36 protein-coding genes and 1 tRNA gene are annotated in these 24,954 nt (G+C 56.9%); 20 read left to right on the top strand and 17 right to left on the bottom strand.

Annotated elements, in window-relative coordinates; genetic code table 11:
- Positions 1-133 precede the first annotated feature (133 nt).
- From A0U94_RS05475 to mgrA, 3 genes are read left to right on the top strand one after another with little or no spacing between them, the layout of a single operon-like run.
- Entirely contained in the window at positions 134-1,177 is a 1,044-nt protein-coding gene (locus tag A0U94_RS05475) for an isopenicillin N synthase family dioxygenase (protein ID WP_077802713.1), read from the top strand.
- Entirely contained in the window at positions 1,170-2,012 is an 843-nt protein-coding gene (locus A0U94_RS05470; RefSeq protein ID WP_244178085.1) for a MetQ/NlpA family ABC transporter substrate-binding protein, read from the top strand. Before A0U94_RS05475 ends, A0U94_RS05470 begins: the two co-directional genes overlap by 8 nt.
- Before the next feature lie 43 nt (positions 2,013-2,055).
- On the top strand, positions 2,056-3,078 hold the full coding sequence (gene mgrA / locus A0U94_RS05465) for an L-glyceraldehyde 3-phosphate reductase (RefSeq protein WP_077802712.1): 1,023 nt from the start codon (positions 2,056-2,058) through the stop codon (positions 3,076-3,078).
- 7 nt (positions 3,079-3,085) lie between these two features.
- Here the strand turns inward: mgrA and A0U94_RS05460 are convergent, their stop codons facing one another.
- Positions 3,086-3,922, bottom strand: coding sequence for a helix-turn-helix transcriptional regulator (locus A0U94_RS05460; protein WP_244178084.1), 837 nt, complete (start codon positions 3,920-3,922; stop codon positions 3,086-3,088).
- A 98-nt stretch (positions 3,923-4,020) separates the two neighbouring features.
- On the opposite strand from A0U94_RS05460, the gene A0U94_RS05455 reads away from it, so the two are divergent.
- A complete protein-coding gene (locus tag A0U94_RS05455) occupies positions 4,021-4,926 on the top strand; it encodes an SDR family oxidoreductase (protein WP_077802710.1) in 906 nt (301 codons plus the stop codon).
- A gap of 78 nt (positions 4,927-5,004) precedes the next feature.
- On the opposite strand, the gene A0U94_RS05450 is transcribed toward A0U94_RS05455, so the two are convergent.
- Both A0U94_RS05450 and A0U94_RS05445 read right to left on the bottom strand, forming a co-directional pair.
- Positions 5,005-7,848, bottom strand: a complete 2,844-nt coding sequence (locus A0U94_RS05450; RefSeq protein WP_077802709.1) for a hypothetical protein — start codon at positions 7,846-7,848, stop codon at positions 5,005-5,007.
- A 283-nt stretch (positions 7,849-8,131) separates the two neighbouring features.
- Positions 8,132-8,968, bottom strand: a complete 837-nt coding sequence (locus tag A0U94_RS05445; RefSeq protein ID WP_077802708.1) for an N-formylglutamate amidohydrolase — start codon at positions 8,966-8,968, stop codon at positions 8,132-8,134.
- 74 nt (positions 8,969-9,042) lie between these two features.
- Here A0U94_RS05445 and A0U94_RS05440 point away from each other — a divergent pair.
- Positions 9,043-9,117 (top strand) — tRNA-Val (locus tag A0U94_RS05440).
- Positions 9,118-9,306: 189 nt separating this feature from the next.
- Here the strand turns inward: A0U94_RS05440 and A0U94_RS05435 are convergent.
- The 14 genes from A0U94_RS05435 to A0U94_RS05385 form a co-directional block, all read right to left on the bottom strand.
- Entirely contained in the window at positions 9,307-10,410 is a 1,104-nt protein-coding gene (locus A0U94_RS05435; RefSeq protein ID WP_077802707.1) for a tyrosine-type recombinase/integrase, read from the bottom strand.
- 190 nt (positions 10,411-10,600) lie between these two features.
- The gene (locus A0U94_RS05430) at positions 10,601-11,131 is read right to left on the bottom strand and encodes a class I SAM-dependent methyltransferase (RefSeq protein ID WP_077802706.1); all 531 of its coding nucleotides are present in this window, start codon (positions 11,129-11,131) and stop codon (positions 10,601-10,603) included.
- Positions 11,132-11,321: 190 nt separating this feature from the next.
- Positions 11,322-11,912, bottom strand: coding sequence for a hypothetical protein (locus A0U94_RS05425; protein ID WP_077802705.1), 591 nt, complete (start codon positions 11,910-11,912; stop codon positions 11,322-11,324).
- Entirely contained in the window at positions 11,909-12,073 is a 165-nt protein-coding gene (locus A0U94_RS15880; RefSeq protein WP_167369355.1) for a hypothetical protein, read from the bottom strand. The genes A0U94_RS05425 and A0U94_RS15880 overlap by 4 nt, the downstream gene beginning before the upstream one ends.
- Before the next feature lie 185 nt (positions 12,074-12,258).
- Positions 12,259-12,963: a YdhT family protein gene (locus A0U94_RS15875; RefSeq protein ID WP_167369354.1), complete on the bottom strand. Its 705-nt coding sequence runs from the start codon at positions 12,961-12,963 to the stop codon at positions 12,259-12,261.
- Entirely contained in the window at positions 12,963-13,136 is a 174-nt protein-coding gene (locus A0U94_RS15870) for a hypothetical protein (RefSeq protein ID WP_156476367.1), read from the bottom strand. Before A0U94_RS15870 ends, A0U94_RS15875 begins: the two co-directional genes overlap by 1 nt.
- Positions 13,133-13,432 carry a hypothetical protein gene (locus tag A0U94_RS05415; protein WP_077802704.1) on the bottom strand — a complete coding sequence of 100 codons (300 nt, stop codon included), beginning with the start codon at positions 13,430-13,432 and terminating at the stop codon, positions 13,133-13,135. Before A0U94_RS05415 ends, A0U94_RS15870 begins: the two co-directional genes overlap by 4 nt.
- Complete coding sequence (locus A0U94_RS05410) at positions 13,429-14,022, bottom strand: 3'-5' exonuclease (RefSeq protein ID WP_077802703.1); 594 nt, start codon at positions 14,020-14,022, stop codon at positions 13,429-13,431. The genes A0U94_RS05415 and A0U94_RS05410 overlap by 4 nt, the downstream gene beginning before the upstream one ends.
- A complete protein-coding gene (locus A0U94_RS05405; RefSeq protein ID WP_149026687.1) occupies positions 14,019-14,747 on the bottom strand; it encodes a hypothetical protein in 729 nt (242 codons plus the stop codon). Before A0U94_RS05405 ends, A0U94_RS05410 begins: the two co-directional genes overlap by 4 nt.
- Positions 14,748-14,787: 40 nt before the next feature.
- Positions 14,788-15,075, bottom strand: a complete 288-nt coding sequence (locus A0U94_RS05400) for a hypothetical protein (protein WP_077802701.1) — start codon at positions 15,073-15,075, stop codon at positions 14,788-14,790.
- A gap of 29 nt (positions 15,076-15,104) precedes the next feature.
- Complete coding sequence (locus tag A0U94_RS05395) at positions 15,105-15,296, bottom strand: hypothetical protein (protein ID WP_062107345.1); 192 nt, start codon at positions 15,294-15,296, stop codon at positions 15,105-15,107.
- Complete coding sequence (locus A0U94_RS05390) at positions 15,296-15,616, bottom strand: hypothetical protein (protein WP_077802700.1); 321 nt, start codon at positions 15,614-15,616, stop codon at positions 15,296-15,298. The genes A0U94_RS05395 and A0U94_RS05390 overlap by 1 nt, the downstream gene beginning before the upstream one ends.
- Before the next feature lie 471 nt (positions 15,617-16,087).
- Positions 16,088-16,909: a hypothetical protein gene (locus tag A0U94_RS15665; RefSeq protein ID WP_149026683.1), complete on the bottom strand. Its 822-nt coding sequence runs from the start codon at positions 16,907-16,909 to the stop codon at positions 16,088-16,090.
- Positions 16,910-17,063: 154 nt separating this feature from the next.
- The gene (locus A0U94_RS05385; protein ID WP_167369353.1) at positions 17,064-17,534 is read right to left on the bottom strand and encodes a helix-turn-helix domain-containing protein; all 471 of its coding nucleotides are present in this window, start codon (positions 17,532-17,534) and stop codon (positions 17,064-17,066) included.
- Here A0U94_RS05385 and A0U94_RS05380 point away from each other — a divergent pair.
- From A0U94_RS05380 to A0U94_RS05315, 15 genes are all read left to right on the top strand, one after another.
- Complete coding sequence (locus tag A0U94_RS05380) at positions 17,533-17,754, top strand: YdaS family helix-turn-helix protein (RefSeq protein ID WP_167369352.1); 222 nt, start codon at positions 17,533-17,535, stop codon at positions 17,752-17,754. The two genes, A0U94_RS05385 and A0U94_RS05380, sit on opposite strands and share 2 nt — an antisense overlap.
- Positions 17,747-18,220 (top strand): hypothetical protein, encoded by a 474-nt coding sequence (locus tag A0U94_RS15865; protein ID WP_077802698.1) that lies wholly within the window; start codon positions 17,747-17,749, stop codon positions 18,218-18,220. The genes A0U94_RS05380 and A0U94_RS15865 overlap by 8 nt, the downstream gene beginning before the upstream one ends.
- A 123-nt stretch (positions 18,221-18,343) precedes the next feature.
- On the top strand, positions 18,344-18,814 hold the full coding sequence (locus tag A0U94_RS05370; RefSeq protein ID WP_167369351.1) for a hypothetical protein: 471 nt from the start codon (positions 18,344-18,346) through the stop codon (positions 18,812-18,814).
- A gap of 51 nt (positions 18,815-18,865) precedes the next feature.
- Positions 18,866-19,027, top strand: coding sequence for a hypothetical protein (locus A0U94_RS15860; RefSeq protein ID WP_167369350.1), 162 nt, complete (start codon positions 18,866-18,868; stop codon positions 19,025-19,027).
- Between the two features lie 84 nt (positions 19,028-19,111).
- Complete coding sequence (locus A0U94_RS05360; protein ID WP_077802695.1) at positions 19,112-19,390, top strand: hypothetical protein; 279 nt, start codon at positions 19,112-19,114, stop codon at positions 19,388-19,390.
- Positions 19,391-19,550: 160 nt separating this feature from the next.
- Positions 19,551-20,105: a GapR family DNA-binding domain-containing protein gene (locus A0U94_RS16290; protein WP_077802694.1), complete on the top strand. Its 555-nt coding sequence runs from the start codon at positions 19,551-19,553 to the stop codon at positions 20,103-20,105.
- Positions 20,102-21,052: an ATP-binding protein gene (locus A0U94_RS05350; protein WP_077802693.1), complete on the top strand. Its 951-nt coding sequence runs from the start codon at positions 20,102-20,104 to the stop codon at positions 21,050-21,052. Before A0U94_RS16290 ends, A0U94_RS05350 begins: the two co-directional genes overlap by 4 nt.
- Complete coding sequence (locus A0U94_RS05345; protein ID WP_077802692.1) at positions 21,049-21,408, top strand: VRR-NUC domain-containing protein; 360 nt, start codon at positions 21,049-21,051, stop codon at positions 21,406-21,408. Before A0U94_RS05350 ends, A0U94_RS05345 begins: the two co-directional genes overlap by 4 nt.
- The gene (locus tag A0U94_RS05340) at positions 21,405-22,286 is read left to right on the top strand and encodes a winged helix-turn-helix domain-containing protein (RefSeq protein WP_149026673.1); all 882 of its coding nucleotides are present in this window, start codon (positions 21,405-21,407) and stop codon (positions 22,284-22,286) included. Before A0U94_RS05345 ends, A0U94_RS05340 begins: the two co-directional genes overlap by 4 nt.
- Positions 22,283-22,987: a hypothetical protein gene (locus A0U94_RS05335; protein ID WP_077802690.1), complete on the top strand. Its 705-nt coding sequence runs from the start codon at positions 22,283-22,285 to the stop codon at positions 22,985-22,987. The genes A0U94_RS05340 and A0U94_RS05335 overlap by 4 nt, the downstream gene beginning before the upstream one ends.
- The gene (locus A0U94_RS05330; RefSeq protein ID WP_077802689.1) at positions 22,984-23,277 is read left to right on the top strand and encodes a hypothetical protein; all 294 of its coding nucleotides are present in this window, start codon (positions 22,984-22,986) and stop codon (positions 23,275-23,277) included. Before A0U94_RS05335 ends, A0U94_RS05330 begins: the two co-directional genes overlap by 4 nt.
- Positions 23,274-23,876 carry a TRM11 family methyltransferase gene (locus A0U94_RS05325; RefSeq protein WP_077802688.1) on the top strand — a complete coding sequence of 201 codons (603 nt, stop codon included), beginning with the start codon at positions 23,274-23,276 and terminating at the stop codon, positions 23,874-23,876. The genes A0U94_RS05330 and A0U94_RS05325 overlap by 4 nt, the downstream gene beginning before the upstream one ends.
- Positions 23,870-24,043 carry a hypothetical protein gene (locus tag A0U94_RS15855; RefSeq protein WP_167369349.1) on the top strand — a complete coding sequence of 58 codons (174 nt, stop codon included), beginning with the start codon at positions 23,870-23,872 and terminating at the stop codon, positions 24,041-24,043. Before A0U94_RS05325 ends, A0U94_RS15855 begins: the two co-directional genes overlap by 7 nt.
- Before the next feature lie 211 nt (positions 24,044-24,254).
- A complete protein-coding gene (locus A0U94_RS05320) occupies positions 24,255-24,566 on the top strand; it encodes a hypothetical protein (protein WP_077802687.1) in 312 nt (103 codons plus the stop codon).
- A 61-nt stretch (positions 24,567-24,627) separates the two neighbouring features.
- A complete protein-coding gene (locus tag A0U94_RS05315; RefSeq protein ID WP_077802686.1) occupies positions 24,628-24,873 on the top strand; it encodes a hypothetical protein in 246 nt (81 codons plus the stop codon).
- Positions 24,874-24,954 lie beyond the last annotated feature (81 nt).

Here is a 24,954-nt window from a genome sequence, read left to right as displayed (position 1 = left end):
GTCAAGCAACATATTGATGTGGATTTAATATATATCGCGTTTTATGGAGGGGTATATGAAGACAAATGCTTCTGCCTCCTGCTTGTAAGCGGGGCTCAGAGGCAAAAATTCAGAGCCGAAAGCGGTTACGTGTATGACGCAGAACACTCTTTCTCTACCGACGATCGACCTGTCCCTGTGGCAGGACCGGCAAGCTCCTGACGACACTTTCCTTGCCTCTCTGCGGAATGCTGCCCATGAATATGGCTTCTTCTACCTGAAAGGGCATGGAGTTTCGGCTGACCTGAATGCCGATCTCATGGTGCAGGCGAACAGGTTCTTCTCTCTATCTATGGAGCAGAAAGAACAGATTTCCATGGTTAATTCCCCACATTTCAGAGGGTATAATCATGCAGGTCGAGAAATCACACGCGGCAAAGCGGACTGGCGCGAGCAACTCGATATCGGGCCCGAAAGAGCCATCGTCACAGATCTGAAGGACAAGCCGGCTTATCTCCGCCTTCAGGGTCCGAACCAGTGGCCAAAGACACTTCCACAATTCAGAGCGGCCGTTCTGTCATGGCAGGATCAGGTTCTGGAGGTCTTACGACGCCTGCTTGAAGCGCTTGCGCTGTCTCTGGGTCAAGCAGCGAACGCCTTTCACTCCGTCGTCAGCAATACGCCTTATCAGCTTTTGAAGCTTATTCATTACCCTGGCCATTTTGGCGATGGAGAAAGACAGGGCGTGGGCGCCCACAAAGACAGCGACCTGCTCTCCCTGATCCTGCAGGACAATGAAGGCGGCCTGGAGGTAGAGCTGGCGAACGGTGAATGGCTTCAGGCGCCACCCCAGCCGGGAACGTTCATCGTCAACATCGGCGAATTGCTGGAAGTTGCCACGAGCGGATATTTCAAGGCGGCAATCCATCGTGTCGTCAGCCCGCACTCAGGGCGAGACAGGCTTTCTGCGGCCTTCTTCCTCGGTGCCCAACTCGATGCCACGATGCCGATCCTCCCCCTGCCGGACGCCTTGGTCAATTTCAGCACCGGTATTACCCAGGATCCCGAAAACCCTCTTTTCTCTCAGATCGGACAGAACACGCTCAAAGGGCGGCTGCGCTCTCATCCCGATGTCGCGGCACGGCATCATAGCGATCTTTTGTCTGCTGCTTCATCGAAAGCCCTGCATCATGCATAATCGCCTGAAAACGCGGCCGCAGTCCGCCTCGGAGGGTCTTCTGGGCCGCCGTCGACTGCTCACGCTGGTTGCCGCCACGTCCCTGATGGGAGCATCCGCGAAAGCTCAACCGAAGCCTGTTCGGGTCGGAATCCTGTCCGGAGAAGACGAGGATATCTGGCGCATTGTGCAGGAAAACGCCCGCGCAACAGGATTGACCATTGAAATCATTACCTTTTCTGAAGGCAATCCAATCAACGCGGCCCTTGCAGCAGGAGATCTGGAGGCCAATGCATTTCAGCACGGCCCCTATCTTCAGGCTCAGAATGCTGCGCTTGGATCCCATATCGTGCCGGTTGGAAATACTTATTTCGCACCGATTGGCTTTTATTCGAAAAAATGGAAGACACTTTCCACAATTCCAGATGGCGCTACGATCGGCGTTCCCGCTGATCCGACGAACGAAGGCCGTGCGCTCAAGCTTCTGCAATCTCTCGGACTGCTGAAGATCTCATCTGAAGCAGGCGAAATGCCAACAGCGCTCGATATTTCCGAAAACCCGAAAAATCTGACGATCAGGGAACTGGATGACCCTGTACTGGCACGTTCCCTGCCGGATCTGGATGCTGGAGTAGTGATTACGGAATGGGCCTACAAAGCCGGAATTGATCTCAAATCGGAACGTCTTGCGCGTGAGAGCATGGACAACAATCCGTACATCAATTTCATCGCCGTAAACGAACCCGATGCACATGCCGCCTGGGTTCAGCCGCTGGTAAGCGCCTTTCAGAAACCCAATATTCGCGCCAAGCTGCTTGAAGCCTATCACGGAGCCATCATTCCCTCCTGGACGTAATGTCCACCCAGCCTGCTTCCACGATCGAAAAGGACATCACACCATGGAATGGCTTCCTTCACCTTCGCGCTATGATGGCGCTGCATTTCGCCGTTCAGGTCGTTCGGGCCTGAAACTTCCTCTTATCTCTTTGGGATTATGGCATAATTTCGGAGGCGTTGACGTGTTCGAAACGGGGCGCGCAACCATCCGCAGGGCGTTCGACCGGGGCGTTACGCATTTCGATCTGGCCAATAATTACGGCCCACCTTACGGGTCAGCCGAAGAAAACTTCGGCGAAATCCTCCGACGCGATTTCAGACCTTACCGCGATGAAATGATCATTTCGTCCAAAGCCGGCTGGGACATGTGGCCCGGTCCCTATGGCAGTGGAGGCTCACGTAAATATCTGCTGGCCTCTCTGGATCAGAGCCTCAGACGGATGGGGCTCGACTATGTTGACATCTTTTATTCGCATCGGCCGACGCCCGATGTTCCCTTGGAAGAAACAATCGGCGCGCTTGTGCAGATGCACCGTCAGGGCAAAGCGCTATACATCGGGATCTCGTCCTATGGCCCCGAGAGAACGCAGCAGGCCGCGGAAATTCTCCAGCGCGAGGGCGTGCCGCTCCTGATCCATCAGCCCTCGTACTCACTTCTGAACCGCTGGATAGAAGTCAGACTTCTGAAAACGCTGGAAGAGCTGGGCGTTGGCTGTATTGCCTTTTCGCCTCTGGCGCAGGGTCTGTTGACAGAAAAATACCTCCAGGGCGTTCCGGAAGGCTCAAGAGCCTCGGCAGGATCTTCCTTTTCGCAAGAAATGCTGACAGAGGAAAATCTGACTCATGTGCGGGCGTTGAACGAAATTGCACACAAACGGGGGCAGAGTCTGGCCCAGATGGCAATCGCCTGGGTTCTTCGCGACGAACGTGTGACGTCGGCGCTCATCGGCGCAAAGAATGTCCAGCAACTGGATGAGTCTCTGGATTCCTTGAAAAATCTGGACTTCACTTCAGCAGAGCTGGCAACGATTGATCGCTACGCAAAAGACGGCAACGTCGACCTGTGGCGCAATCTGTCGGAATAGACCTCCATCATGGGAGAAAGTCAGCCTGACTGTTTGCAATCAGCGTACGAATACGGTGCAGGTCCGCGTGGGTGGCCGGATTGTAGATGATCAGACCAAGATCAGGACGTCCATCCACGGCAAAGCCAGAGTATTCCAGTTCAATCAGTCCGACATCCGGATGAAGAAGGCACTTCGTTCCTTCTCCGTGACTCTGCACATCGTTATCCTGCCATAGTGCAGCAAATTCCGGACTACGCGCACTCAGCTCTTTCACAAGCTCATCGACCTCGGAAGACGCCCCGGCCCGTATGGCATCGGCACGAAAGGCCGCGACAACGGATCGTGCCAAGCTAGGCCAGTTCATCTGCATCTCACGCACCCGAGGCGTGCAGAAGACAATCCGCAGAATATTGCGCTGGTCCGGTGGCAGTCTGCTGTAATCAGTCAGCACGGCTGCAGCCGCCCTGTTCCAGGCCACGACATCCCATAACGGCGTCTTGACGATTGCGGGACTGTCCTGAAGAGCATCAAGGATACGTTGCAGACGCGGAGTAATTCCATCAGGAACGCGATAGCGGACTTCCGGAGCATGACCGCGCGCAAGCATGAACAGATGCTCGCGTTCCGGTTCCGTCAGCAACAGCCCCCTGGCGATACGATCAAGCACATCTGTCGAGGGCGCGCCCCCTCTTCCCTGCTCCAGCCAAGTATACCAAGTCGGGCTGATATTGGCGCGTTGCGCGACTTCTTCCCGACGCAGTCCGGGTGTGCGACGCCGCTTCCCGGAGAAACCAAACGCAGCGGGATCAAGGCGGGTTCGCCTGTCCTTCAGATAGGCGCCAAGTGAAGTGGGAACGATCACGGTCATCTCGTTAATTCTTATACTACGATAACGTCACTACTGTAACAGGATAAAAATTAGGATCACGGTACCCGGCAGACAACAACGGAAATTAGCTGATGAAAATTTTTCTCACAGGGGCCAACGGCTTTATCGGATCCAGACTCGTCCGTGAATTGATTGGTGCCGGCCATGAGGTTGTGGGACTGACACGTTCGGACGCAGGAGCACAACATCTCGCTGCTGCGGGCGCTAAAGCCCATCGGGGCGATCTTGAAGATCTCAACAGCCTGCGCGTGGGCGCCGAAAGCTGCGATGGGGTCATCCATACGGCCTTTGACCACAATTTTTCAAACTATCTTGCCAACTGTCAGAAAGATCAACGGGCCATCGAAACCATGGGAGCCGCACTGGAAGGCTCTGATCGCCCCTTCGTCATCACCTCCACAACCCTGTTCGGTGAACCGATTTCTGGTCAGCTGGCTGATGAAGATACATTCAATACCGGACACACCAACCCGCGTGTCACGTCCGAAATTACCGCCGAAGCCCTGATGGAGCGAGGGGCCAATGTCTCTCTGGTGCGCCTTTCCCAGATCCACGACACCCAGCGGCAGGGTCTTGTAACCTTCATGATCGACCTTGCCCGCCGGACCGGTCGGTCATCCTATGTCGAAGGGAGCTCAAACCGCTGGTCCGCCGCCCATGTCTCCGATACGGTGCGCGTGTTCCGCCTCGCGCTGGAAAGACAGCATCCCGGTGCACGCTATCACGCAACAGATGAAGAAGGCGTTTCTATCCGATCCATCGCGGAAGCAATCGGACATCGCCTCGGTTTGCCGGTTGTGGCTTTGTCTGCACAGGAGGCGTCCACACATTTTGGATGGCTGAACGGGTTCATCTCCAAAGACATGACGGCCTCCAGCGAGAAGACAAAAATGCGCCTGAACTGGCAGCCAACGGGACCCAGATTGTTAACTGATATCGCCAATCTCGATTTCCAGAGTGCAGTTTTCTCCCCCTGAGGACTGCTCAGGGATCGCCGGACATCCTGTTTGTGGCGTGTCAGGCGATCCCTGTATCAGACACTCACGACGGTGCCGTCAGAAGACGGAGCCGCCAAATTCACCGATATAATAGGTGGTGGCAGGCAGACTTTCGCTATCGAGAACAATCGCGATATGCGTCGCAAAAGATGGTGCCCCGCCCGCCCCGACGAGTGTAATGTCATCCTCTCCTGTCCCCGCCGATGGCAGTCCGAGATACGCACACGCGAAACCGGCCTCCATCCACTGGGTGCAGCCCTGTTTTGGAATCCTGAAATCCGCTTCCCCCGCGAACAGATCCCGTGCCCCGAAATTCGGTCTCCCGAAGGCGTCATAGCCCACGATCGACACGTAAAACGCCCGCGCATAGAGCGGAAAGACATCATCCGAGTAAGCTGCCGACTGCGAATTCGTCGATACAACCTTGCCACTTTGTGTCAGGTCGTAGGGAAACAGGCACTGGATATTGAAAAAGCCGGACTGATAACGGTCGATCGGGATACAGAGCACGACACGGTCGTTCCGGCCGCCACCCTGGGTCGTGACCGCAAGCGCAGCAGGATTGCCGTTGACGGTATAGGCCGTGGTCATGGCAACCGATGCACCGTCCGACACCCACTGCGAGGCCGCAGCGGAGTTATCGGAATACAGACCGCCCGCCAGTCCAATTCCGTCCCGACACAATACGGACTTGGACTGCGGGATAAACTTCCCTGCCAGTCCCAGCCGATCGGACGTACCGTTGATGAACGTCCCGACATTGGGATTGCCGGTATTCAGCATGTTGAAGGTCTTGATCGACCCGGAACCGTAACCCGCCCGACCATCCGCACTTGTCAGATTGTAAAGCTGTGTCCCGTAAAAACAGATCTGTGAGAGGTTCTGCTCCATCCAGACCGGTGGCGTCTTATAGGTCGCTGAATTTCCCGCCAGCAGGATCATCCCGCCGAACCACCCCAGATATCCGCTTCCGGTACAATGAAACAGCGGCTTGTTCTCGGCCTGCGGTCCCCACATTTCGCAATGCACCCCATGCATCTCGATGCGGCCGGTGTTCTGGATGAAAATCTGGTCCGAATAATCCAGAGACGTTCCATAAAACGTCATTTCAGCTCCGCCTGGATTGAACACAATCCCAGCCGCATTGCCCAGACTGCCACCATACCAACGGAAATTCTCACCCGCGTTGACACTGCCTGCGAGGAATTGGAGCGCGTACAGCGCAGAGGAAGTTACGGAGCAGTTCCAGTACTCTGCAAGATAAGCCCCATTACGCCAGTCAATTCCGACCCCGAACCCCTGGATGGACAAATCCTTGAAATTGTGGATCGTACCATCCGTATTCTGGAATGAATTGTAAAACACGCCTGTCAGCCCAACGTCACCCGTTGGTCCAAGAATGGTCGCGTCTTCAATCAGAACATTGTTCGGATAGTGTTCCAGTGCACCATCGCGGGTGGAAAGAACCGCGCAGTTCCAGCGCAGGGCCTTCACGGAGACGCTCTTGACCCGGACGTTGATATACCCCGAGACCGAAATCGTCAGCCAGGCGCTACCAGCTTCCGCGACATTGAAGGCAAACGAAATCTCACCTTCCACGGCAGGATCAGGCCACCCGGTATCCTTGGAAATACTATTGTTCCAGGGATTTGCTCCAGAACCCGGACTATTTGCACTGAACGAAACCCCGACATTTCCCGGCTGTCCGTTTCCGTTCGCATACGATGCGCCAAGCGTGACCTCATACTGGACGTCCAGCATGTAGTTTCCGGCTGGCAAGGTGAGCTTCTGACCGAACTGTCCATAATGACCGGTCGAATTCGACATGGAGACCGCAGTGGCGATGGACGCCGTGCTATCGGATATCTGGTAAGTGCCATCGCCCCCCGTGCCTGTCAGAAGCTTCGTAATGGTCGTCCCCGAAGCGAGTGAGTCATTAACGTCATAAACGACAGACCCTACGGCCAGTGCGGGATTGCCGGAAAACCCGGTCACGGTCATGACACCACCCGAGACTGTTCCCGTCCATGCTCCGTGAGCGGCAGGATCCGTAAATATGGCGGCACCCGTCGTAAAGGTTGCATCCGTGATCTGCATTGCCGGATAGACCGTGGCGTTCGACCAACCTGCCCCGCTGCTATCGGTGAACGTGCCGTTCGTCACGAAATCCTGTGTATCCGCGGCAGTTTTCAGCGTGGTGAAATCGAAGGTCGACCCGCCAAATGACCCGAATGTAATGCCCGGGATCCAGACGAGCGGATTGTCATCGGACGCAACCGCGTCGTTGCACATCATATAGGCCCGCTTTGGGCTGGAAACCCCATACCCTGAAAGCGAAGCAGCCTGCACGGCCAGCCAGTCCATTTCCTGCGACAGGCTATAGGCCTTGGGGAAAACGGATTGCAGATCTGCCAACGTGGTAAAGAGCGTTGAAGCCGGGTGTGAGGTGCCATCTCCGATCGCACCATACCAGGCCGGGTCCACACCGCCCTGAAAAACACGGCGATAGGTTCCGGCCCCGGCCGTTGCAATGACCACGCCCCCGTCTGCCACCAACCCGTCAGGTGCCTGCAGGAAAATGCCGGCCGCACCCCGCGTCTGTGCCGTCCCGTCCCACGATGTGAGTGTAACCGCGACGGGAGCGCTCTGCAGCGCTCTGAACTGCGCCACTGAAGAAACCTGTGCCTGACTGCTGGCCGCCAGCACATCCGCAACTGTCACACCATCAAGCGTACTGGACGCATCAAGCGCGCCGGACTGGATTGATTGTCGGATGGACTGACCGCCATCTGCATCGACCTTATTACCAAGCGCACTGGCAATCTGAGGAGATTTGACCAGACCGATCATATCCGACGTATCTGTTGCGGATTCCCAGAGTGGCGTAAAATTCTGGACCATCACAAGTCTCCATTACTCAATGTCATGAGGGTTCTGAGGCAAAAAAAACAGCGCTCTCACAGCGCTGTTTTTCTTCATCTCCATCCAGTTTGATCCGGTGATAATCCACAATTTCCTGTACCGACCCGCCTTGTCGGTACAGGGAGCGCTCAGTGTTTCTAGTGGAAAGACACACTTTGCTTCATCGACGGAAACAGCCTGGAAGCGGCAGTTTGGCGATAGCGAAGCGAACCTGCGCGCACCAAGAAAAATGATGCGTCAATACAGGACAGTCCTCGAGTATTTATAAAAGCCAGTCCGATATGGCGGCAAGAAAATGCCGCATATTCTGCTTTGTTTCCATGAAACCGCCCCCTGGCTGAAGGGTCGCGCTGTTCAGATAAAGAGACCGGCATATTTCTATCTGAACAGTATGAATTTTCCTTTCCGGCCTTCCGTAATGCTGCGTAATATACCCACCAGAATAAGGAATATTCCTGCGAACCGAGTGATATTTATTCTTTATTATATTTTCTATTTTATCAATTATGTTTTGATCGCAACTTTTGCCATGCAGATCTCCAAGTACGACGTCGCATGAACGTGCATATGGTAATTTCGGCATTGAATGCAGGTCGAGAAGGATAGCATAGCCAAAACGCTGGCTTGTTTCCTCTAGAAGAGCATCAAGAGCTTCATGATAAGGCAACCATACTGTAGAAATTCTTTTCCTTAATTCGGAAAGTTCCAGAGGGTGCCTGTAGATCGGACGTCCTTGCGAAATGCAGCGCGGGATAACTCCAAACCCAGCCTGTACCTTGGCGCTCGAAATAACCTCGTCTTCGGGAGGCACAGGGTCAAACATTTCTCCATCGACTTCGCGCCAGTCCCGATTCACGTCACACCAAGCGCGGGAAAAATTTGCGCTCAACAAGGTCGCCCCGAAATCGGGAGCATCCTCCAGCAATTGGTCCATGAACCGATCTTCAATCCGCTGAAGTTCGAAAAGAGACAGGAACGCACTGCTGAGGAAATCAGAAGGATAAAACCGCCCGGAATGTGGTGAAGACACAATGACAGGAATGGCGGTATTCCGGGGATAATCTACCTTGAAAGATGTTAGAGGCGAAGAAATTTTCATAATTTTTCATATTCCGCCTCAAGGGGGGTTGCAAGGTTTTGCAGACGCATCTAAAAGCCACCTCACCGGACCGGGGGCGCATAGCTCAGCGGTAGAGCACTACCTTGACATGGTAGGGGTCACAGGTTCAATCCCTGTTGCGCCCACCACTCGGTCCGGTGATAACTCCTTGAAAATATAGAGTTTCTAGTGATCCTTTCAGTCCATTGGGCTGATTAGTGTGGGTCGCTTAGAGCCGCTTGGTACCGCATAAAGCCGGATGTGACCGAGCAAATCCGTGCAAAATCCGTGCACCCTTCTCTGCATCTGCGCACTCCTGCGAATCGGGGATCGCGCGTTCAGTTTTCTAGGCCCAGCCATTCCAATATCTCGGCCCGGTAAGCCTCCGGCATCACCTTGGCGTAACGGGTGACTGTCGTGATGTTACCCCATCCGCCGTCAGCCTTGAGGCGCATCAGATCCTTGTGCAGGCAGTATTGCCAACTTGCCCAGGTGTGACGGGCATCATGCGGAGTGACGTCCGGAACGAATACGCTCTTCGGTTTCTCCTGCCCCATGGGTATCCAGACGCGCATGTGCCCTGGCAGACCCGCTTTGCGACAAGCCACCGACCATCCGGATTTGATCTGACCACCGCTAGTGCGTCCATTTTCCGAATACGCCTGACCGATTTCCCTTCCCTTCCCGTTTCTCGACTTTCGGGCACGGACCGGACGGAACACGCGGCCGTCTCGATTGGGCAGAGACGCCAGCGATGCACAGACGCGAGGCGGCAGATCGATATGCCGCTCGTTCCCTTGCTTCTGCCAGACAACAGCCCGCCTTCCCCTTAGGTCGACGCAAGACCAGTCCAGTTCGAGAGCCTCTGACATGCGCGCACCGGTTCCGAACAGAAAGACCAGCAACGGCTTCAGGTGTGGCGCCGCGTTATCGATCAAGCTCGTCACCTGCTCGGGCCTGAGATAAACCGTCCGGCTTATCGGAATGCGCGGTTTGTCGAACGCCGGCCGCTCGCACCATCTCCGAACAGCGGCAAATTCCAGAACGGAGCGCAGAGGCGTGAGAACAGACCTGACCTTTGTGGCAGGGCTGGCTTCGGCTCCATCACGCAAAATATGCCGATAGGCTTGGTCGAGCGCTATCTGGTCGATGTCTGCCAGGCGCGTGGTACCGAAATGGTCCAGCAGACGACGCAGATAGGCCTTGGTTGCCTCGGAGCGCGGCTCTGCCTCAGCATAGGCAGAGACCGCATGGGCAAAGGTTACAACGGACCGCTTGCCATAGATGCTTTCTTGCCAGAGTTCGGCTTCGCGCTTCGCTCTGTATTCTTCCGCTTGCTCGAGGTCAGAAGTTCCTGAGCTTTCGTAAATGCTCTGTCCTTTGACGGTTCCGCGAACGTAGTAGGTTTCCGATCTGGCACGTTTGACGAGTTTGAGTGACATTCCAAGCTCAGCAGCAGGCGTTTGAAATCCGCCGGGTAAAAGATGATGCGGTGACCCCAGCGACGATGCGTGGGGCCTCCATGAAAGTCCCGCACGCGGTTCAGGTGCTCACGGAGCTTCGTGCGTCCGACGCGGCCTTTGAGGCGGTTCAGCACATCCTGAAAGGTCAGAGTTTCTTCGAGTGCCTCACTCATCCCCGTTCCTCCGCGTCCATGGCTTCATCTTTCAGGAAAACGATCCAGTGCGTTTTCGATGTTTTCCCACTCCGGTTTCCGAAGATGGGGGAGGCATCCGTCAGAGCCAGTATCTCGCGCACCGGGATTTCATGCTCGTTCCACTTGAAGATCAGTGTCCCGAATGGTTTCAGAACGCGAAAGCATTCCTGGAATCCTTTGCGGATGTCTTCCCGCCAATCCGCCCCGAGCTTCCCGTATTTCTTAGCCAGCCATCCACTCACACCATTGGTAGTAAGATGCGGCGGGTCGAATACGACGAGGTGGAACTGTTCCGCAGCAAACGGCAGTGCGCGGAAATCCATGATCCGATCGGGCGCGATGATGAGCTTACGGCTTCCTCCAGAACTGGAACGGTCCTTCAGTTCATGCGTCTCGCTCCGGATGTCCCCAAAGCAAACACGCGGATCTACGCGGTCGAAGTAGAACATCCGGCTACCAGAGCATGGGTCGAGCACTGGCAGTTTCGTATCCGTCCGCCCGCTCATGCCGGGTCTCCTGCGGGTATCGGCCACTGACAGAATAGTGCCCACCGCTTCCAATGCGTTCCTGTCCAATACTGGACCGTGATTTCGCCATCTTCACGGTACTGTGCCACATATCGGAAGATCTCGCTTTCCGAATACGCGCCTTCTGCTGAAGCAACTGTCTTTCCAAACATCCGAATACGAAAGCGCATCACACCCCTCCCTCGCGTGTGAGGGCGGCGCGGAAATGCCGAGCGATAGCCGTTTTTATTTCCTCGTATGCTTCCGTAGCTTTGGGATGCCATCCGTTGTCACAGGGCTCCCCTTCGCAATCTTCAAAATGACTGCATATCGTTACGGCGAAGTTGTCTCCTTTCATGCAAGGAGTCTCGATGCTCAGTAGGTTTTCGGCGGCATTTATTACGCGCCTTTTCAGGGTAGTATTCTCCCCTTCCAACTCCGCAATCCGTGCTTCCAGCGCGGCGACGTTGGCGGGGCGCGTGTAGAGGATGCGCCTATCTGCCTCTGTTGCGTGTTCCCATCGCCAGTCTTCTTCGTCTTCAGGGCAGTCATCCCAAAAGCCGGGATTATTGTTCCAAACCTGATATCTTGGAGCGCAATCCTCCGCATCCTTCCGGCGCTGTTCCTCTGCGCCTCGGGCTTCGGCTTCAGTAAGCTCGACATGAAGTCGGTCTTTTAGGACTACAGAGTTCTTCAACTGCTTCTCCACCAGAAGATCGGAAGAAAAATCGGAGATCTGCTCGTCCCGCGCCCGAACTGCGCCCTTCTGTTCCTGCGTCATTTTGCTGCACCCCGGCTAGCTGCCACGTCACGGATCAACCGCCGATGGCCGTTCCACACGAACTCGTAGTCCGGCGCGGACAGCCCGGCATGGTGGGACTGGACTTCGTGCCAACGGCCATCGTTCAGACCAAGGCGATTGGTCGGGTCTTTCTGGGTCATTACCACGTAATCCTCTGTGCCCAATCGTCGAAGTTTTCGTCATGGCCCGCGTCTGGTTCGGTGAAGAACTGGCGGATTTTCTTGAGAAACCAGATCATCTCAAACACTCCCTGGCCGCGAGCCGGCCGCCAGGTGGAACAGGATCACGAGGGCCAGCGCCTCGATCAGGGTGGGTATGGTGTGGGTCACGCTGGCACCACCTTCCCGGCATCGTCCAATCGGTACGCAACCCCAGCTTCAACGCCATCCTCGCCTACATAGAGGTGCGTGAAGCGTGAGCGTTCGCCGTCATGCCAGACAAGTGAGGCGCAGCCGTTTTCACCTAAGGTGACCTGAGTGTGCCATCCTGCCGAAGCGACAACCGCATTCTTGCCTTCGCACTCGATCTGGGCACCGTACCCACTGCTGCCGATCCGGGCGTAGTTCCCACTGCTGCCGATCCGGGCGTAGTTCCCACTGCTGCCGATCCGGGCGTCGTCCCCACTGCTGCCGATCCGGGCGTAGTTCCCACTGCTGCCGATCCGGGCGTAGTTCCCACTGCTGCCGATCCGGGCGTCGTCCCCACTGCTGCCGATCCGGGCGTCGTCCCCACTGCTGCCGATCCGGGCGTAGTTCCCACTCTCATCTTTGCCCTTCGTCGCGGACTGGATTGCGCTCACTTCGCTGCCCACTATGGCGGCCGTGTCCTTGATTTCTGCAAAGACCTTCGACGCCAGCCATTGGGCATCAACAAAGCGCCTGTCGTCATACAGCGCATTCATCACGAGGCCGTAGTCTCCACCCTGCGGAAACTTTTCACGGAACCAGTCACGGCCATCGCCACACGCGCCCCATTCGCGAATGCGCAGGAGGGTAATTTCAGTCGGATTGTTCGTCGTTTCAGTGCTCATCACGCGCTCCACTTCTCTGCATTCAGCAAGCCGCTCTCACGGCGGATTTCGTTGTCGTCGTGTCGGAGGTCGGAGAGGCACGGCAGGGCTGCCGCGCGCTCGATCCGCTCCATGAGGAGGGAGCGCGCAATCACGTCGCTCAGGTCCTCGTTGATCTCGCGGGGGTGGGTCATGCCACCTCTCCAATAATTGCAGCTTTGGATGCCTTATCGAGACGAGCGAAACGTTCTCGCTCAAACACAATCCAGTCCGGATTCAGGTCGGCGCGTCGAATGTACCCATCGGCAATCCTTGCGCGGACAACAGTCAGGCTCATGTTCTTCAAAGCGGCCGAGTGCATTAGGCGTGCGCCGTGGAAAAACCACTTGTGGCTTTCGGCTATCTCCAAAAGTGCATCTCCGCTCAGGACCAATGCTTCTCCAGGCAGGAACTTGCATGGCTTGGGCGCCTTAGGCGTTTTCCACTTCATGCCGCCTCTCCCATGCGCTTCATCTCAAAGTAGATCCGAGCGCAGGCGCGGACATCGACCAGGGCGTCATGCGCGCCCTCAAGCGTCTCGCCGTAAAAGTGCTGAATGCACTCTTCGAGCTTCGGCGCCTTGGGCTTAATGATCCCGGCCGCCCGCATGCGAGGCGTCGGCGGCAGGTTCACCAGCGGCGTAGCGGCTTCCATCGTGCAGAACTGCGCCTCCGGCAACTTCCACTCTGCACGCTTGGCCCGGGCATACATGGTCGCCACGATCTGCCGGTCAAACTGGATGTTGTGTGCAACCAGAAGATCAGCCCGGCTCGTCAGGTCGTAGAACAGGACGGATGCCACCTGCTCGCGGATGCCATACCGCGCGGCCTTCTCCGTCGTGATGCCGTGGACGGCTGCGGCCCTTTCCGGCACCGTCCAGCCATCCGGGCGGATGATGACGTTCACGCACGCTTCTTCCTGCCCCTGATCGTCTGTCAGGATGGCCGCAAGCTGCACGCAATGCGGCTGATCCTCATGACCGGTCGGAAGTCCGGGCTTCGGGAAGCCACTCGTTTCTGTATCAAAGAACAGGATGCTCATGCCGGCATCTCCTCAGCCGGGACTTCTGCATTGGCGTCAACCTGCTGGCGCTCTTGTTCGAACAGAACGCCATAACGGTCTGCAATCAGGTCTTCAGCGGCTTCCTGCACATCCTTAGGGATTGGCGTGCCTTGTTCATTGAGTTTGCCGACGCGCCTTTTCCACTTTTCTTCAACGGCGAGAATGTTGGCCGTGCTCTGCGCATGAGCCGCCCATGCCTTGATGACGCCCAAATGGTCTACCGGCGGCTGTTCGGGGCTTTGCTGACGTTGTGGCGTTACATCGAAGACCCCAGCCATTTCTTCGTATGGCGTTGTCTCCAGCCCGACATCCATCAAAACGATGACATGCGCGAACGCGGAACGGCAGGCGCGGGAAACAGCGCGTGTCTGAGCCATGGCGCGGATAGCGAAGTCAGGGCGCTTTGGAAGAATCTTGCCGTTATTCGTTTTCCCACCGAACCAGACCGGCTCATCTTTCCCCACAAAACCTTCGGCGCGGGCGATTTCTTTTCCGTCTGACATGCGACGGATGATGCCTTCTGCACTGACCCCGTCATCAAGGGTACGGACATTTTCGGCGGATGCTACGCAGCCATGGGCTATGGCGATTGCTTGCCATCCCTCAACCGGAACATATCGCCGCCCCTGCAGGTTGATTGCGCGCTTGACCACGATTTCTTTGCACATGGAGGCGGCATCTGTGCTTGAGCGCCATACCTGCACATTCGAATTCTGGTCAGTCGTCGTGAGTGCGTTCATCGTCTCAAGCCCTTCCTGCGATGACAGGAGGCGTGCGCAGGACGCGCGCCACGATCCGGGACAGGCCCGCTACGGTCTGGCTCTTGAGCTGCCGGTCGGTATCGAGTGCGATGTTCGCGGCATCGAGATAACGCTGCCAGTGCAGGTCATGCTCTGCCCGGTCGCCCGCCATATCGGCCCGGCCCGCGGCATTCAGGCTCACGCATGCGGCCTTGCGGAACTGACGGCGCTTCATTTCCAGATATGGAACTGATGCTTTGGACACACTTCGGGCGTTTTCTGCTTCACGCATTTCAGAAATTCCTATGATTTACTTGCCGGTCAGGCGGCGATGGGTAGGTTGATCTGATGCAGAGGATATTTCAGCGTTCGCGCTACTTCCCCGCATTGAAATGAAAGTCGCCTCAGCTCTTCTGCCGCACCCGGATCGTCACTGATCCGATATGCGATTTCCTGAACCTTCAGCAGTAAGGCCGCAGCCGTGGACAGATCATGGGCGGTGATATCAGGCATCACATCACGGCCTCATATTTTGCGACCCAATCTTTGCACCACTCCAGGGCGCGCTCGTCGCTGTTGCTATGACGTGCAATCTGGCCTCTGCGGAGTTGGCCATCTGCCATCTTCTCGTAAATTCCGAGACCCGTCTGTTCTTCGAACACTGCAAAGTGGGGTGTATCGTGGAGCTTGCGGACCGTGCCGAATGGGCCCGGATACAACGCGATCCACTTCTCGAAATTGATGGTCCGGACAAGTGGAAATCCGAAGTCGCTCAGCAGAGGCTCAGCGTTGGCGCGTGCACTCTGTGAGAAATTGTCAGGCAGGTTCGCCATTGTGGTTCTCCCTCGCCGCTTTGTGCGGTGCGGGATTATGTGTGTCACACAAACATTATTCAGTGCAAGCACAAAGTTCGCTATACGAACATTTTTCTGAAAAAAGAAACCCGGCTCTCACCGGGTCTCTGTCAGCTCACTGGCTGGGGCGGCTCCTGCATAGGTGGCGGCCCCTCACCCGGCGGCGGGTATGGATTGGGGTGCGGTGGTCCGGGAGGGCTTGGCGGCGGGGCTGGTGGCTGGCCGCAGGCAGTTCGAAGGTCAGGCATGGTCGTCTCCATTCGTGGGTGACGATTATTCAAAGCCTGTCTGCCGCAGGGGTTCGATCGGGGCAAAAAGAAACCCGGCCGGAGCCGGGCATCTGTCAGTTCACTAAATGGGGCCACTTCTGCATTGAATAAGTCCCTTTTCTAGCGTCGGGAACCGAGTGGACTTTAGTGGTCAGGGACAACTTGCAGCACAAAAACAGAATCAAAAATTCCGTAAGAAGCCGGGTTTGCAACCGCTCTCATCGCAATTATGCACGGGGCAGGCACTACCGTTAAAAACTTGTGTTTCAGGTATAGCCTCATGCGTTTGGGGTGGGTTTAAAGTGTAGCAAGCTTCTAGATTTTGATGAACTCCAAATATATCATCATAGGATACATAGTAAATTAGGTACCTTTGATTTGGTCCAGAATGAGAAAATGTTGCAAATCCATTTGGCCCAACGCTTTCATTTTCAAATTGAAAGCGGAATTGTTTGGTTCCCTTGGGAGATATTGAGCCCTGCCTTACTGGGAACACTTCGGAAAGTGTTTTGTTGTAATCATCTTTGTCAACTGTCCAGTTACCGCTGGCTCCGTACAATTTCACGTTTCTAGCTGAGGTTGCGCCTTCATTTGTTAGTGTTACGTCTGCTAAATATCTACCATTCGGTAAATGATTAATAGTTATCGATTTTTCGTTTAAGTATGCACGCTGGACATCAACGAGAGCTTTATGCGAATCTAATGCTGCCATCTGCGCAATTGAAGATTGCCAATACGTCAAACCTAAAACAATTGCGCTAATGAGGGCTGCTATTCCGGAGACAATTACTCCGACTCTGGACCACCAAAGGACACATATTTCATGCGACATTTGGTTCTGCCGCTCTGTTATGTTTTCCTCGCGCTCGGGATCTGCATTTTCTGCGAAGGTTGCCGCAGAGTTATAAAATCGAGCGATTATATCGCGCTCAGGAGTTCTGCCATCTTGATGTGGGTCGGAGTTGGATGCTTCTGGATTGGAGTGATCTTCGCCTGTATTCATATCTCAATTACGCCTCTATGGTAATTTTCACTTCCAAGTCCACTTCCCAACGACGCACCTATGGCGTTAAGCCACAATGCGCTTGATGTTCCCATTCCGTTCTCATATGCTCGCAACAATGAGACACAGAGCGAACATAGGAGAATCCGAGGTTTTAGGCGGCATTTCCGTCAGCCTTTGCTGCGAGCCGCTCAGCGACCGCGAGAAGGGCTTGCCTCTCACCCTCATTCATAGCTCGCCACATCTTGAGCAGGACCACCTCGTCCGCACCCTTGAGAGCTTGGCTCTGAGGTTCGAGAGGAGAAACCGAAAGGCCCGTAAGGTAGTCGAGGGAAACCTCGTAAAACTGGGCGAGATTGAAGGCCGCCTCTAGGCTGATCCCCGTTTTGCCTCCCTCAGCATTGGCGACGTGAGACCGTGAGACGTCTGCGCCAGCAGCAACGTCCTCCTGGATGAGCTTTCGCCCTTCTCTTGCCGCCTTTTGCAGGCGGGCAGATCGCAGACGCTCAGCTAAAATCTTTCGGTCAAACATCCAGTAACTATCGCAGATATCGTATCTCCATGAGTTTGTGAGGCAGACAAAACGCTTGCGCCCATCAATGTTCGTGTGGCAAACAATAAGCATGACGCCACGAGAACTCATCAGCCGCGTTGGCGGCCCGACCGTGCTGGCAAGAGCGCTTCGCCTTCGCCACTCGACGCCAATCCTCTGGAAAGAGATCCCGCCGAAGCACTGCCCGACAATCGAGGCAGCATTTGGCATCCCCCGCGAGCAACTGCGCCCGGACCTGTACCGCCAGCCCCTCCCCACCCGCGCCAAGCGGAAGGAGGCGGCGCATGTCTGAAAAGACGAGGATTGCCGCGCTTCAGGCCGCTGTCTCCGTTCCGCAGGTGCGAGACAGCGGTATGGGCAGCACTCTCGAAGCCGCTGCCGCGCTGGATTACTGGTTAACCTCCGGGCCAATCCGTACTCCTGCCAGGTGCGCCTTGAGGGGCTTTAGCAAAGTTGGGCATTCCCTTTTTCTCGGGTTTTATTGCGGCATTGACCGTTTGGGCAGCCTCTTTAAGCGTCGAGGCGATATATGCCCGATCGGCACCGCACCCGTGGAAGTTCGTGCCGCTGGATTTCCCGTCGATCTGAGCGAAGGCGATAAAGACGTTCCAGATCAATCCCTCACGGGTCAGGTTTTCACTCATGACAGTTCATCCTCTGTATTGGCAGATGGTGAAAGCGGGGACTCGGTTGCCGCCGATCCCCGCAATGACGCTACGCCCGATACTTCCGTGAAGGGAGTCCGGGACGATGGTTGATTTCGCTTCTATTGCCTTCGCCGCCCTGTCCTTCTTCGTGCTCGTCCGGGCGCATTTTGCCGGGAGGGTCGCACAATGACGGCGCGCTACGACTGGACACCTCACCTTCCCGAGATCGAGGCAATGCTGCGCGCCGGGAGGACCCGCCGCGAGATCGCTACTCACCTCGGGGTGAAGGAAACCTCCCTCTCGTCCATGATCGCGCGTCATGGCCTTGCAGGCCTGTCGCCGAACGGCAGCGCAACGGGCGGCTCGTCTCCGCAGAACACGCACAACCGCATCGACTGGGCGCCGCTCCTGCCTGCTCTTCTTGAAATGATGGAGCGCGTCGAAAGCGCGACTGCCATCGCAAAGAAGCTCGGTGTGTCGCCGGCTTCACTGTCTGCGGCCATGGAACGGCAGGTTCCCAAGGCGATCCGTTCCAAGTGGAAGAAGGCCCGACAGGAGGCGACGCATCCCAAGAAGGAGCGCACGCCGCCGATCGTTCGGGAGCCGCTGAAACCGTTCTCAAGCGTGTCGTGGCGCGCTCTGTTCGACGGCAACCCGCCGCCTGTGCCGGACTACGCGTTCGGCCGGGGCAGCGGGCTGCACTGAGCCTCACCCCCAGATGTCCGCCCCAACCAACATCGCCAGTTTGAGAGCCAGGTGGTCCTTGACCTCCTGCGGCTGCCGACTGTGCAGAACGCCCCAGAGCTGGGCGTCCCTGCACAAGTCCGCGGCAAGGTGCGGCCTGTCCGCGTCGATCTCGAATTGTGGTGTCTGGGGCGCGTCTCCTTCCATCGTGGTTGCTCCTTCTCTGCTCGGTGACACGACAGAGAATGGAGGAAGCCAGTGCGGAATGATTGGTCAAAAACCCGCCCAAATGGGCGCAATTTTTACCTGGATGGGCGCATGAACGCGATTTCACGCCCCGTCAAAGAATCCCTGCTCGAAGTGATTGGCCGCGAATTTCGCCCGCTCCGCTTCGCGCAAGAAATGCTGGCCCGCGCTTCAGGGAAGACGCCGCGAGCCGCACGAAACTGGCTGGATGGTCGATGCACGCCCGATGCCGAGGCACTGATCGAACTGATGGCCTCCTGCAACTCCATTGCGGACGAGGTTGAACGCCTCGTCGCAGAGCGCCGCAAGGCGCGTGAGGACACACAATGCCCTGGTTCACCCTTAAACTAGGCCGGTTTGGGTTCGGCCACCACGCGGGCCCTCCCCCATCATACCGGTTCGCATGGCTGCGCATTCTCTGGCGCGATTGGGATTCCTGGTCCGCTTGGGCTGAGGCCGAGATGGCCCGGTACCAGCGCGCCCTCAATGCTGCACGAAAGGAACTCCGGAAATGACGCTCAACAACTCCCAGGCTCGCCTCTTCTCTTTCGTTCAGCGTATCGAAACGCTTCTGGAAGAACGCAAGGGAATTAACGAAGGCATCTCCGACATCAAGACTGAGGCCAAGGCGGCCGGGTTCGATAACAAGGTCATCATGCAGATGATCCGTGAGCGCGCCATGTCTCAGGCCGAACGTGAGGAGTGGCAATCCCTCTGTGAACTCTACCGGGCCACGCTTGGTATGCTGGACGGGACACCAATGAGCGACAACGCGCGCCGGCATATGTCCCGCGACGAAAAGGATGATCGGGAATCTGGTGTTGATGACATGTTCGACCCGGCACCTGATCCCGAGCCGACAGCCTCTCCGTCCGAGGCGCGAGCTCAAGGCGCGGAAGCATTTCGATCGGGCAAGCGCGTCACTGAAAATCCCTTCCCTGCTGGAGACGCCGCCCGCGCTTCCTGGGATGAAGGTTGGTGCGCTGAAGCTGGTAGCGACGGCATGGATATCCCTCCTGAATGGCGCCGCTCCCCGAAGAAGGCTGAGAAAGGGGAAGAAGCATGAGGCGCGAACAGCAGATGCAACCGACAAGGCTTCAGCGTAAGCCGGCAGAAGATCCTATTGAGCGCCTGAAGGCATGTCTGGGGAAAACAGCAGACGTCCGCTCCCCGAAGGACGCAGAAGAGCCCATCCTTGACGCTTCAGTGCGAGCCTCTCTCTTCCAGTGGATGGCGGAAATCCGGGCGGCGGAGGAACTCAAGTCCGTTGGCGTAAAGCCTCGGACCAATGCGCTGCTCTTCGGTCCGCCCGGCTGCGGTAAAACGACGTTGGCCCATCACTTTGCAGCACGCCTGGGCTTGCCGATGGTCGTTGTGGGATCTGAGCATCTGATCGCTGGCATTCTTGGCGCGAGTGGCCAGAACGTGGCCAAGCTGTTCGATGGACTTGCAGCTGCTGAAACGCCTGTCGTGCTGTTCATGGACGAAGTGGAGGCCGTCGGCGCAAGTCGGTCTGGTCGAACAGGTGGCCAGTGCGACGATGAGAAGAATAGCGCTCTGACCGTCCTGCTGCGCAAGATGGAAGAGTTCAATGTCGGCTATTTCATGGCTGCCACGAACCTTCCCGACGGGATCGATCCGGCCTTCTGGCGTCGGTTCAATATGCAGATCGGCATTGCCTTGCCGGGCTTCCAGGAGCGCTTTGCCATCATCAAGCGTTACGGGATGCCGTTCGTTTTTGATGATGATGACCTCGACCTTCTTGCCGAAGCCACTGACGGAGCTTCTCCCGCGCTGCTGCGGGAATTGATGGAAGGCGTGAAGCGGACGCTCGTGGTTCGACCACGCATGAATATGCCGATCGATGATCCTTGCACGATCTTTGCGTCCGTAATCTCAGCGACCATGCCCCCACCTGAAATGGAAGTGCCGAAGCTCTGGCGGAATGCTGAGACCGTTAAAGGCCTCAGTGTAATAGCTTGGCCGCCCCAGAGAACGGGAGGTCAGGCATGACCGCCCACACCGAAGACCGCCTTCACCAGCATATCTGGAACGCTCTCCAGTTCATCCTGCCCGTGGGGGCGGTCCCTCAGTCCTTCGAGAACCGCCAGAACGGCGCCAGAGAGGGGGCGCGCCGAAAGGCCCGCGGGTGCCTTCCTGGGTGGCCGGATCTTGGCATCGTCTGGAATGAGCGGACCTACTACATTGAGCTCAAGGCCCCGAAAGGACGTTTGTCTCCAGAGCAGAAGGCAAAACACGCCGAGCTCCGCGCAGCCGGCGCAAAGGTTGGCGTCTGCCGGTCTCTCGATGAGGTCATCGACTTCCTGCGATCAGTCGGCATGCCAGTGCGCGCAGAGGTGATGGCATGAGCGCACGCAGATGGGCAAAATTTTGGTGGCAGGATTGGCAACGCGATCCCGCGCTGCGCATGTGCTCCCTCGCAGCGCGCGGCGCTTGGATCGAGATGCTGTGCCTGATGGCGGACGCTGATCCGGTCGGACACCTTCTGGTCAACGGACGGTCGCCGAACATGCGACAGCTTGCGGCCGTGCTGGGCTGTTCCGAACGCGAGGCTACAAAGCTGGTGGCTGAACTCGAAGAAAACGGAGTTTTCAGCCGTTCCGACGAGGGCACAATCTACAGCCGCCGCATGGTGAGGGATAAGGCAATCAGTGATGAAGCCGCTGCTAACGGTAAGAAAGGGGGTAATCCCAACATTACCGGAAAGGCAAAGCGCAAGGTTAAGGGTGAAGCATCAGGGGGGTTAACCCCCTCCCTTAAGGCGAACGCAACCCCTCCCCTTAAACACCAAGAAACAGAAGCAGAAGCAGATACAGAAAGAACACTCACTTCGTTCGTGCCGCCGGCCGAGCCGTCGCCGTCCGAGGTCAGTCCGGTTGATGCTGGCTCCCAGACCCTCCCTGCCCGTCCATCGCCACCCGATGCCCGGACTGCCCTGTTCCGGCTGGGGCTCCAAGCCGTCCGGGGCCTGACGGGGAAATCCGAGGCCCAGTCTCGCGGCCTGATCGGAAAATGGCTCAAGGCCTGCGGTGATGACGCCTCGATCCTGAACCGGATCCTGCTCGAAGCTGCCGACCTTCGACCGGCCGAGCCGGTGGCGTGGATCGAGAAGGCCGTGGCGCAGCGGGTCGGAACTGGCTTTGCGGCAATCGAGCGGCGTATCGGAGGCGACCAGATCGACCTCGATGCAGCCTTGCGGGACTACTCGGGAGGGCTGCTCGGATGACCGACAACCGACACGCAATCGGAACTTGGCTGACCCGTCTGGCCCGCCTCGTTCGCCACCAGCAGACGCTCACGGATTTTACCCGAGGCGAAATGATCGCGGATTACACGGCGATGCTTGGGCGCGATGGCTTCCATGCCGCTGCGTTCAGCACGCCCGCTCTGCACGACGTGGCAGAGGCCTGCGAATGGTGGCCAGCCTACTCCCGGCTGCGCGAACTGCTGGCTGAGAGCTGGAAGGTGCAGCAGGTCCGGATCCAGAACGCCCGCGAACCGTTGCCGCAGATCGTGGGGCCAGCCGGGCGCCCTCTCGCCCCTCTCACGCCGAGCGAGGAAGTTTGGCTGCGGTACTGGCGTCAGGGTGAAAGCATGAACTGGAATGAGCCCGACCAGTTCGCCAGCACTGACGAGGCTCGGGAAGCTCGCCGGCGCATCGCGCTTTCGATGGTCAGGCGCTACGCCCCCGCCGCAGCCGAGCGCATTACTGGACGCCCTGCTGATCAGACCGATCCGACTGACTGGCATGACGTGGCGCGACTTCGGCGCTCAATCGCTCTGACGGACGGCCACCCAATGGCGATGGCGTTTCTGAACTGCGCTCGTGCAGCAGTCGCCAAGAATGCGCCGGAAAACCTTCAGATTGTGGATGACGCGATCGACAAGGCGCAGAAACGCAGACGCAGCGAGAGGGAAATGGCATGACCGACCAGTTCAACACCTGGCCCGACTGCATCGGGGAACACGCCGCGTCACTGGCCAAGCCTCGGAACTGGGCTGCGGCCTGTGCCCGGACCCAGATGGCTCAGGGATGCGATATCGGGACTGGCGGTCGCGCCTTGCTCACAGACATGCACGGAGAGGCATTGCCGTTGGTCGCTGAGTGCGGTGCGGAGTGTCAGACGATACACGATGGGGCGGAAACGCCTGCGGTCGATGGCGATGCTTCTACGGCTTTGTTCGATAATTGTGGAACAATGGAGAGCCAACCATGAGGGCATCAGGCTACGAACGGAACGCAGACGACTGGTACGTCGAGCCAGCGTGGGCAGTGGATTCCCTCATTCAGGCAGAGCGCAAATTTGTCGGCATCGTTCTGGATCCGTGCTGCGGCGGAGGAAATATCGTGACTCGGCTGGAAATGGCCGGAATCCGCGCGTTCGGGGGTGATATCAAGCCGCGCTGGTCTCGGGCCGTCATCCACAGTTTCTATGGTTCGCTCGAAGGATACCAACCGGATTCCGTCGTCAGTAATCCGCCGTACAATCTGGCACGTGAGTTCATCGACTGCGCACTTGCAAACACGACCGACAGGGTGTGCGTCCTGCTCCGACTGGCGTTTTTGGAAGGTATGAAAAGGCGGGAATGGTTCGGGACCGTGCCTCTTGCCCGCGTCTGGGTCTCCAGCCGTCGCATGTCCATGCCGCCCGGAGGGTCGGACGTGAAAGCAAAGGGTGGCGCGATTGCCTACGCGTGGTTCGTTTTCGAGCATGGTCACCGCGGACCTGCTCAAATCGGATTTCTGCCGGATGTCGGCATGGGAACAACAAACACCGAGGGCGACCTTGGGATGGGTGGAGAAAGAGCATGCTGAAGTTCATCAAGCGCGCCTTCCGGCGCAAGGTACGGATTGTGTCGGTCTCGCATACGGAGGCTGCAACCTACGCAGTCATGAGTGACGGCCGGGTCTTTTGCCGGGCACGTCAGTCTTTCAGCGAATGGCATGAACCCGCAATGCTCAAAGAATTGAGTGGGGAATGAGGGGGATGAAATTCTTTAAGCGTGCTATTGATAGCGTAAATAGAGCGCTTGGTTTGGGGAAATATTCCGGACCTTGCACCTGCCCCGAATGTAGCGGAAGTGAAGATTTACTATCCACTGTTACCGCTGCTCAGGCGGCAAGCGACGCTGCTATCGCGGCTAGTAATGCGGCCTCCGCTGCGGTTTCGGTTGCATGCATAGTGGTGAACCTATGACCCTTCCCTGGTACCTGAACCCTTGGGCGGAAGTGCGGCGGTGGGAGCGCGAAGCCCACGCGCAGCACAAGTGGGCGCTGAAAGAGCGCGCTGCACGCAAAGATGCCGAGGCCAAACCCCAGAATGGGAAAGTGAGAATTTGTGCGCAGTTGGAGTCATTCGACATCCGTAAAGCGTTTCCCACGCATCCAGATTTTGGTGAAGTAATTCGAATGGTCCCGGCCGAAGAGCTGGAGCGCATTCAGGCTGAAAACGTCGATCTCAGGCGGCGGCTTGCGGAGATGGAGCGCCAGCCGGTGGAGTTTTGAGGATGTATTAGTCTGGAAGGAAGCGTAACGTGCAGCCTTTGAACGAAAGGAAAAGACTGCAATGGCAAGAGAGATCGGGAAAAAACTGGATAGCGAAAGCACGCTGCTTCCTGGCGACAAAGTAACTGTAATTGACGAACCTAAAACGTTCCTCAGTCATTCTGGAGAAGACGGAAAATGCATATCTTCCTGTAATTCAAGCCCAAATACACCTGTGCTAATTGAGTTTGATGATGAAGAAGTGTTTGAGGGCAATCGCGAAGATTTAATCCTTACCGAATTTTATACGGGCGCCGTTCCTGAGTGATGATGTTGATTTAGGCTTAGCCAGACAGCACTCGTAGCAGTAGCGCAGATCCCCGTTCGGGCGCTCAATGATGAATGAAGC

This window comes from Gluconobacter albidus (genome assembly GCF_002005485.1).
Taxonomy (GTDB): Bacteria; Pseudomonadota; Alphaproteobacteria; order Acetobacterales; family Acetobacteraceae; genus Gluconobacter; species Gluconobacter albidus.
Note: the sequence above shows the minus strand (reverse complement) of the source record. Positions and strands in the feature narration are given on the sequence as shown.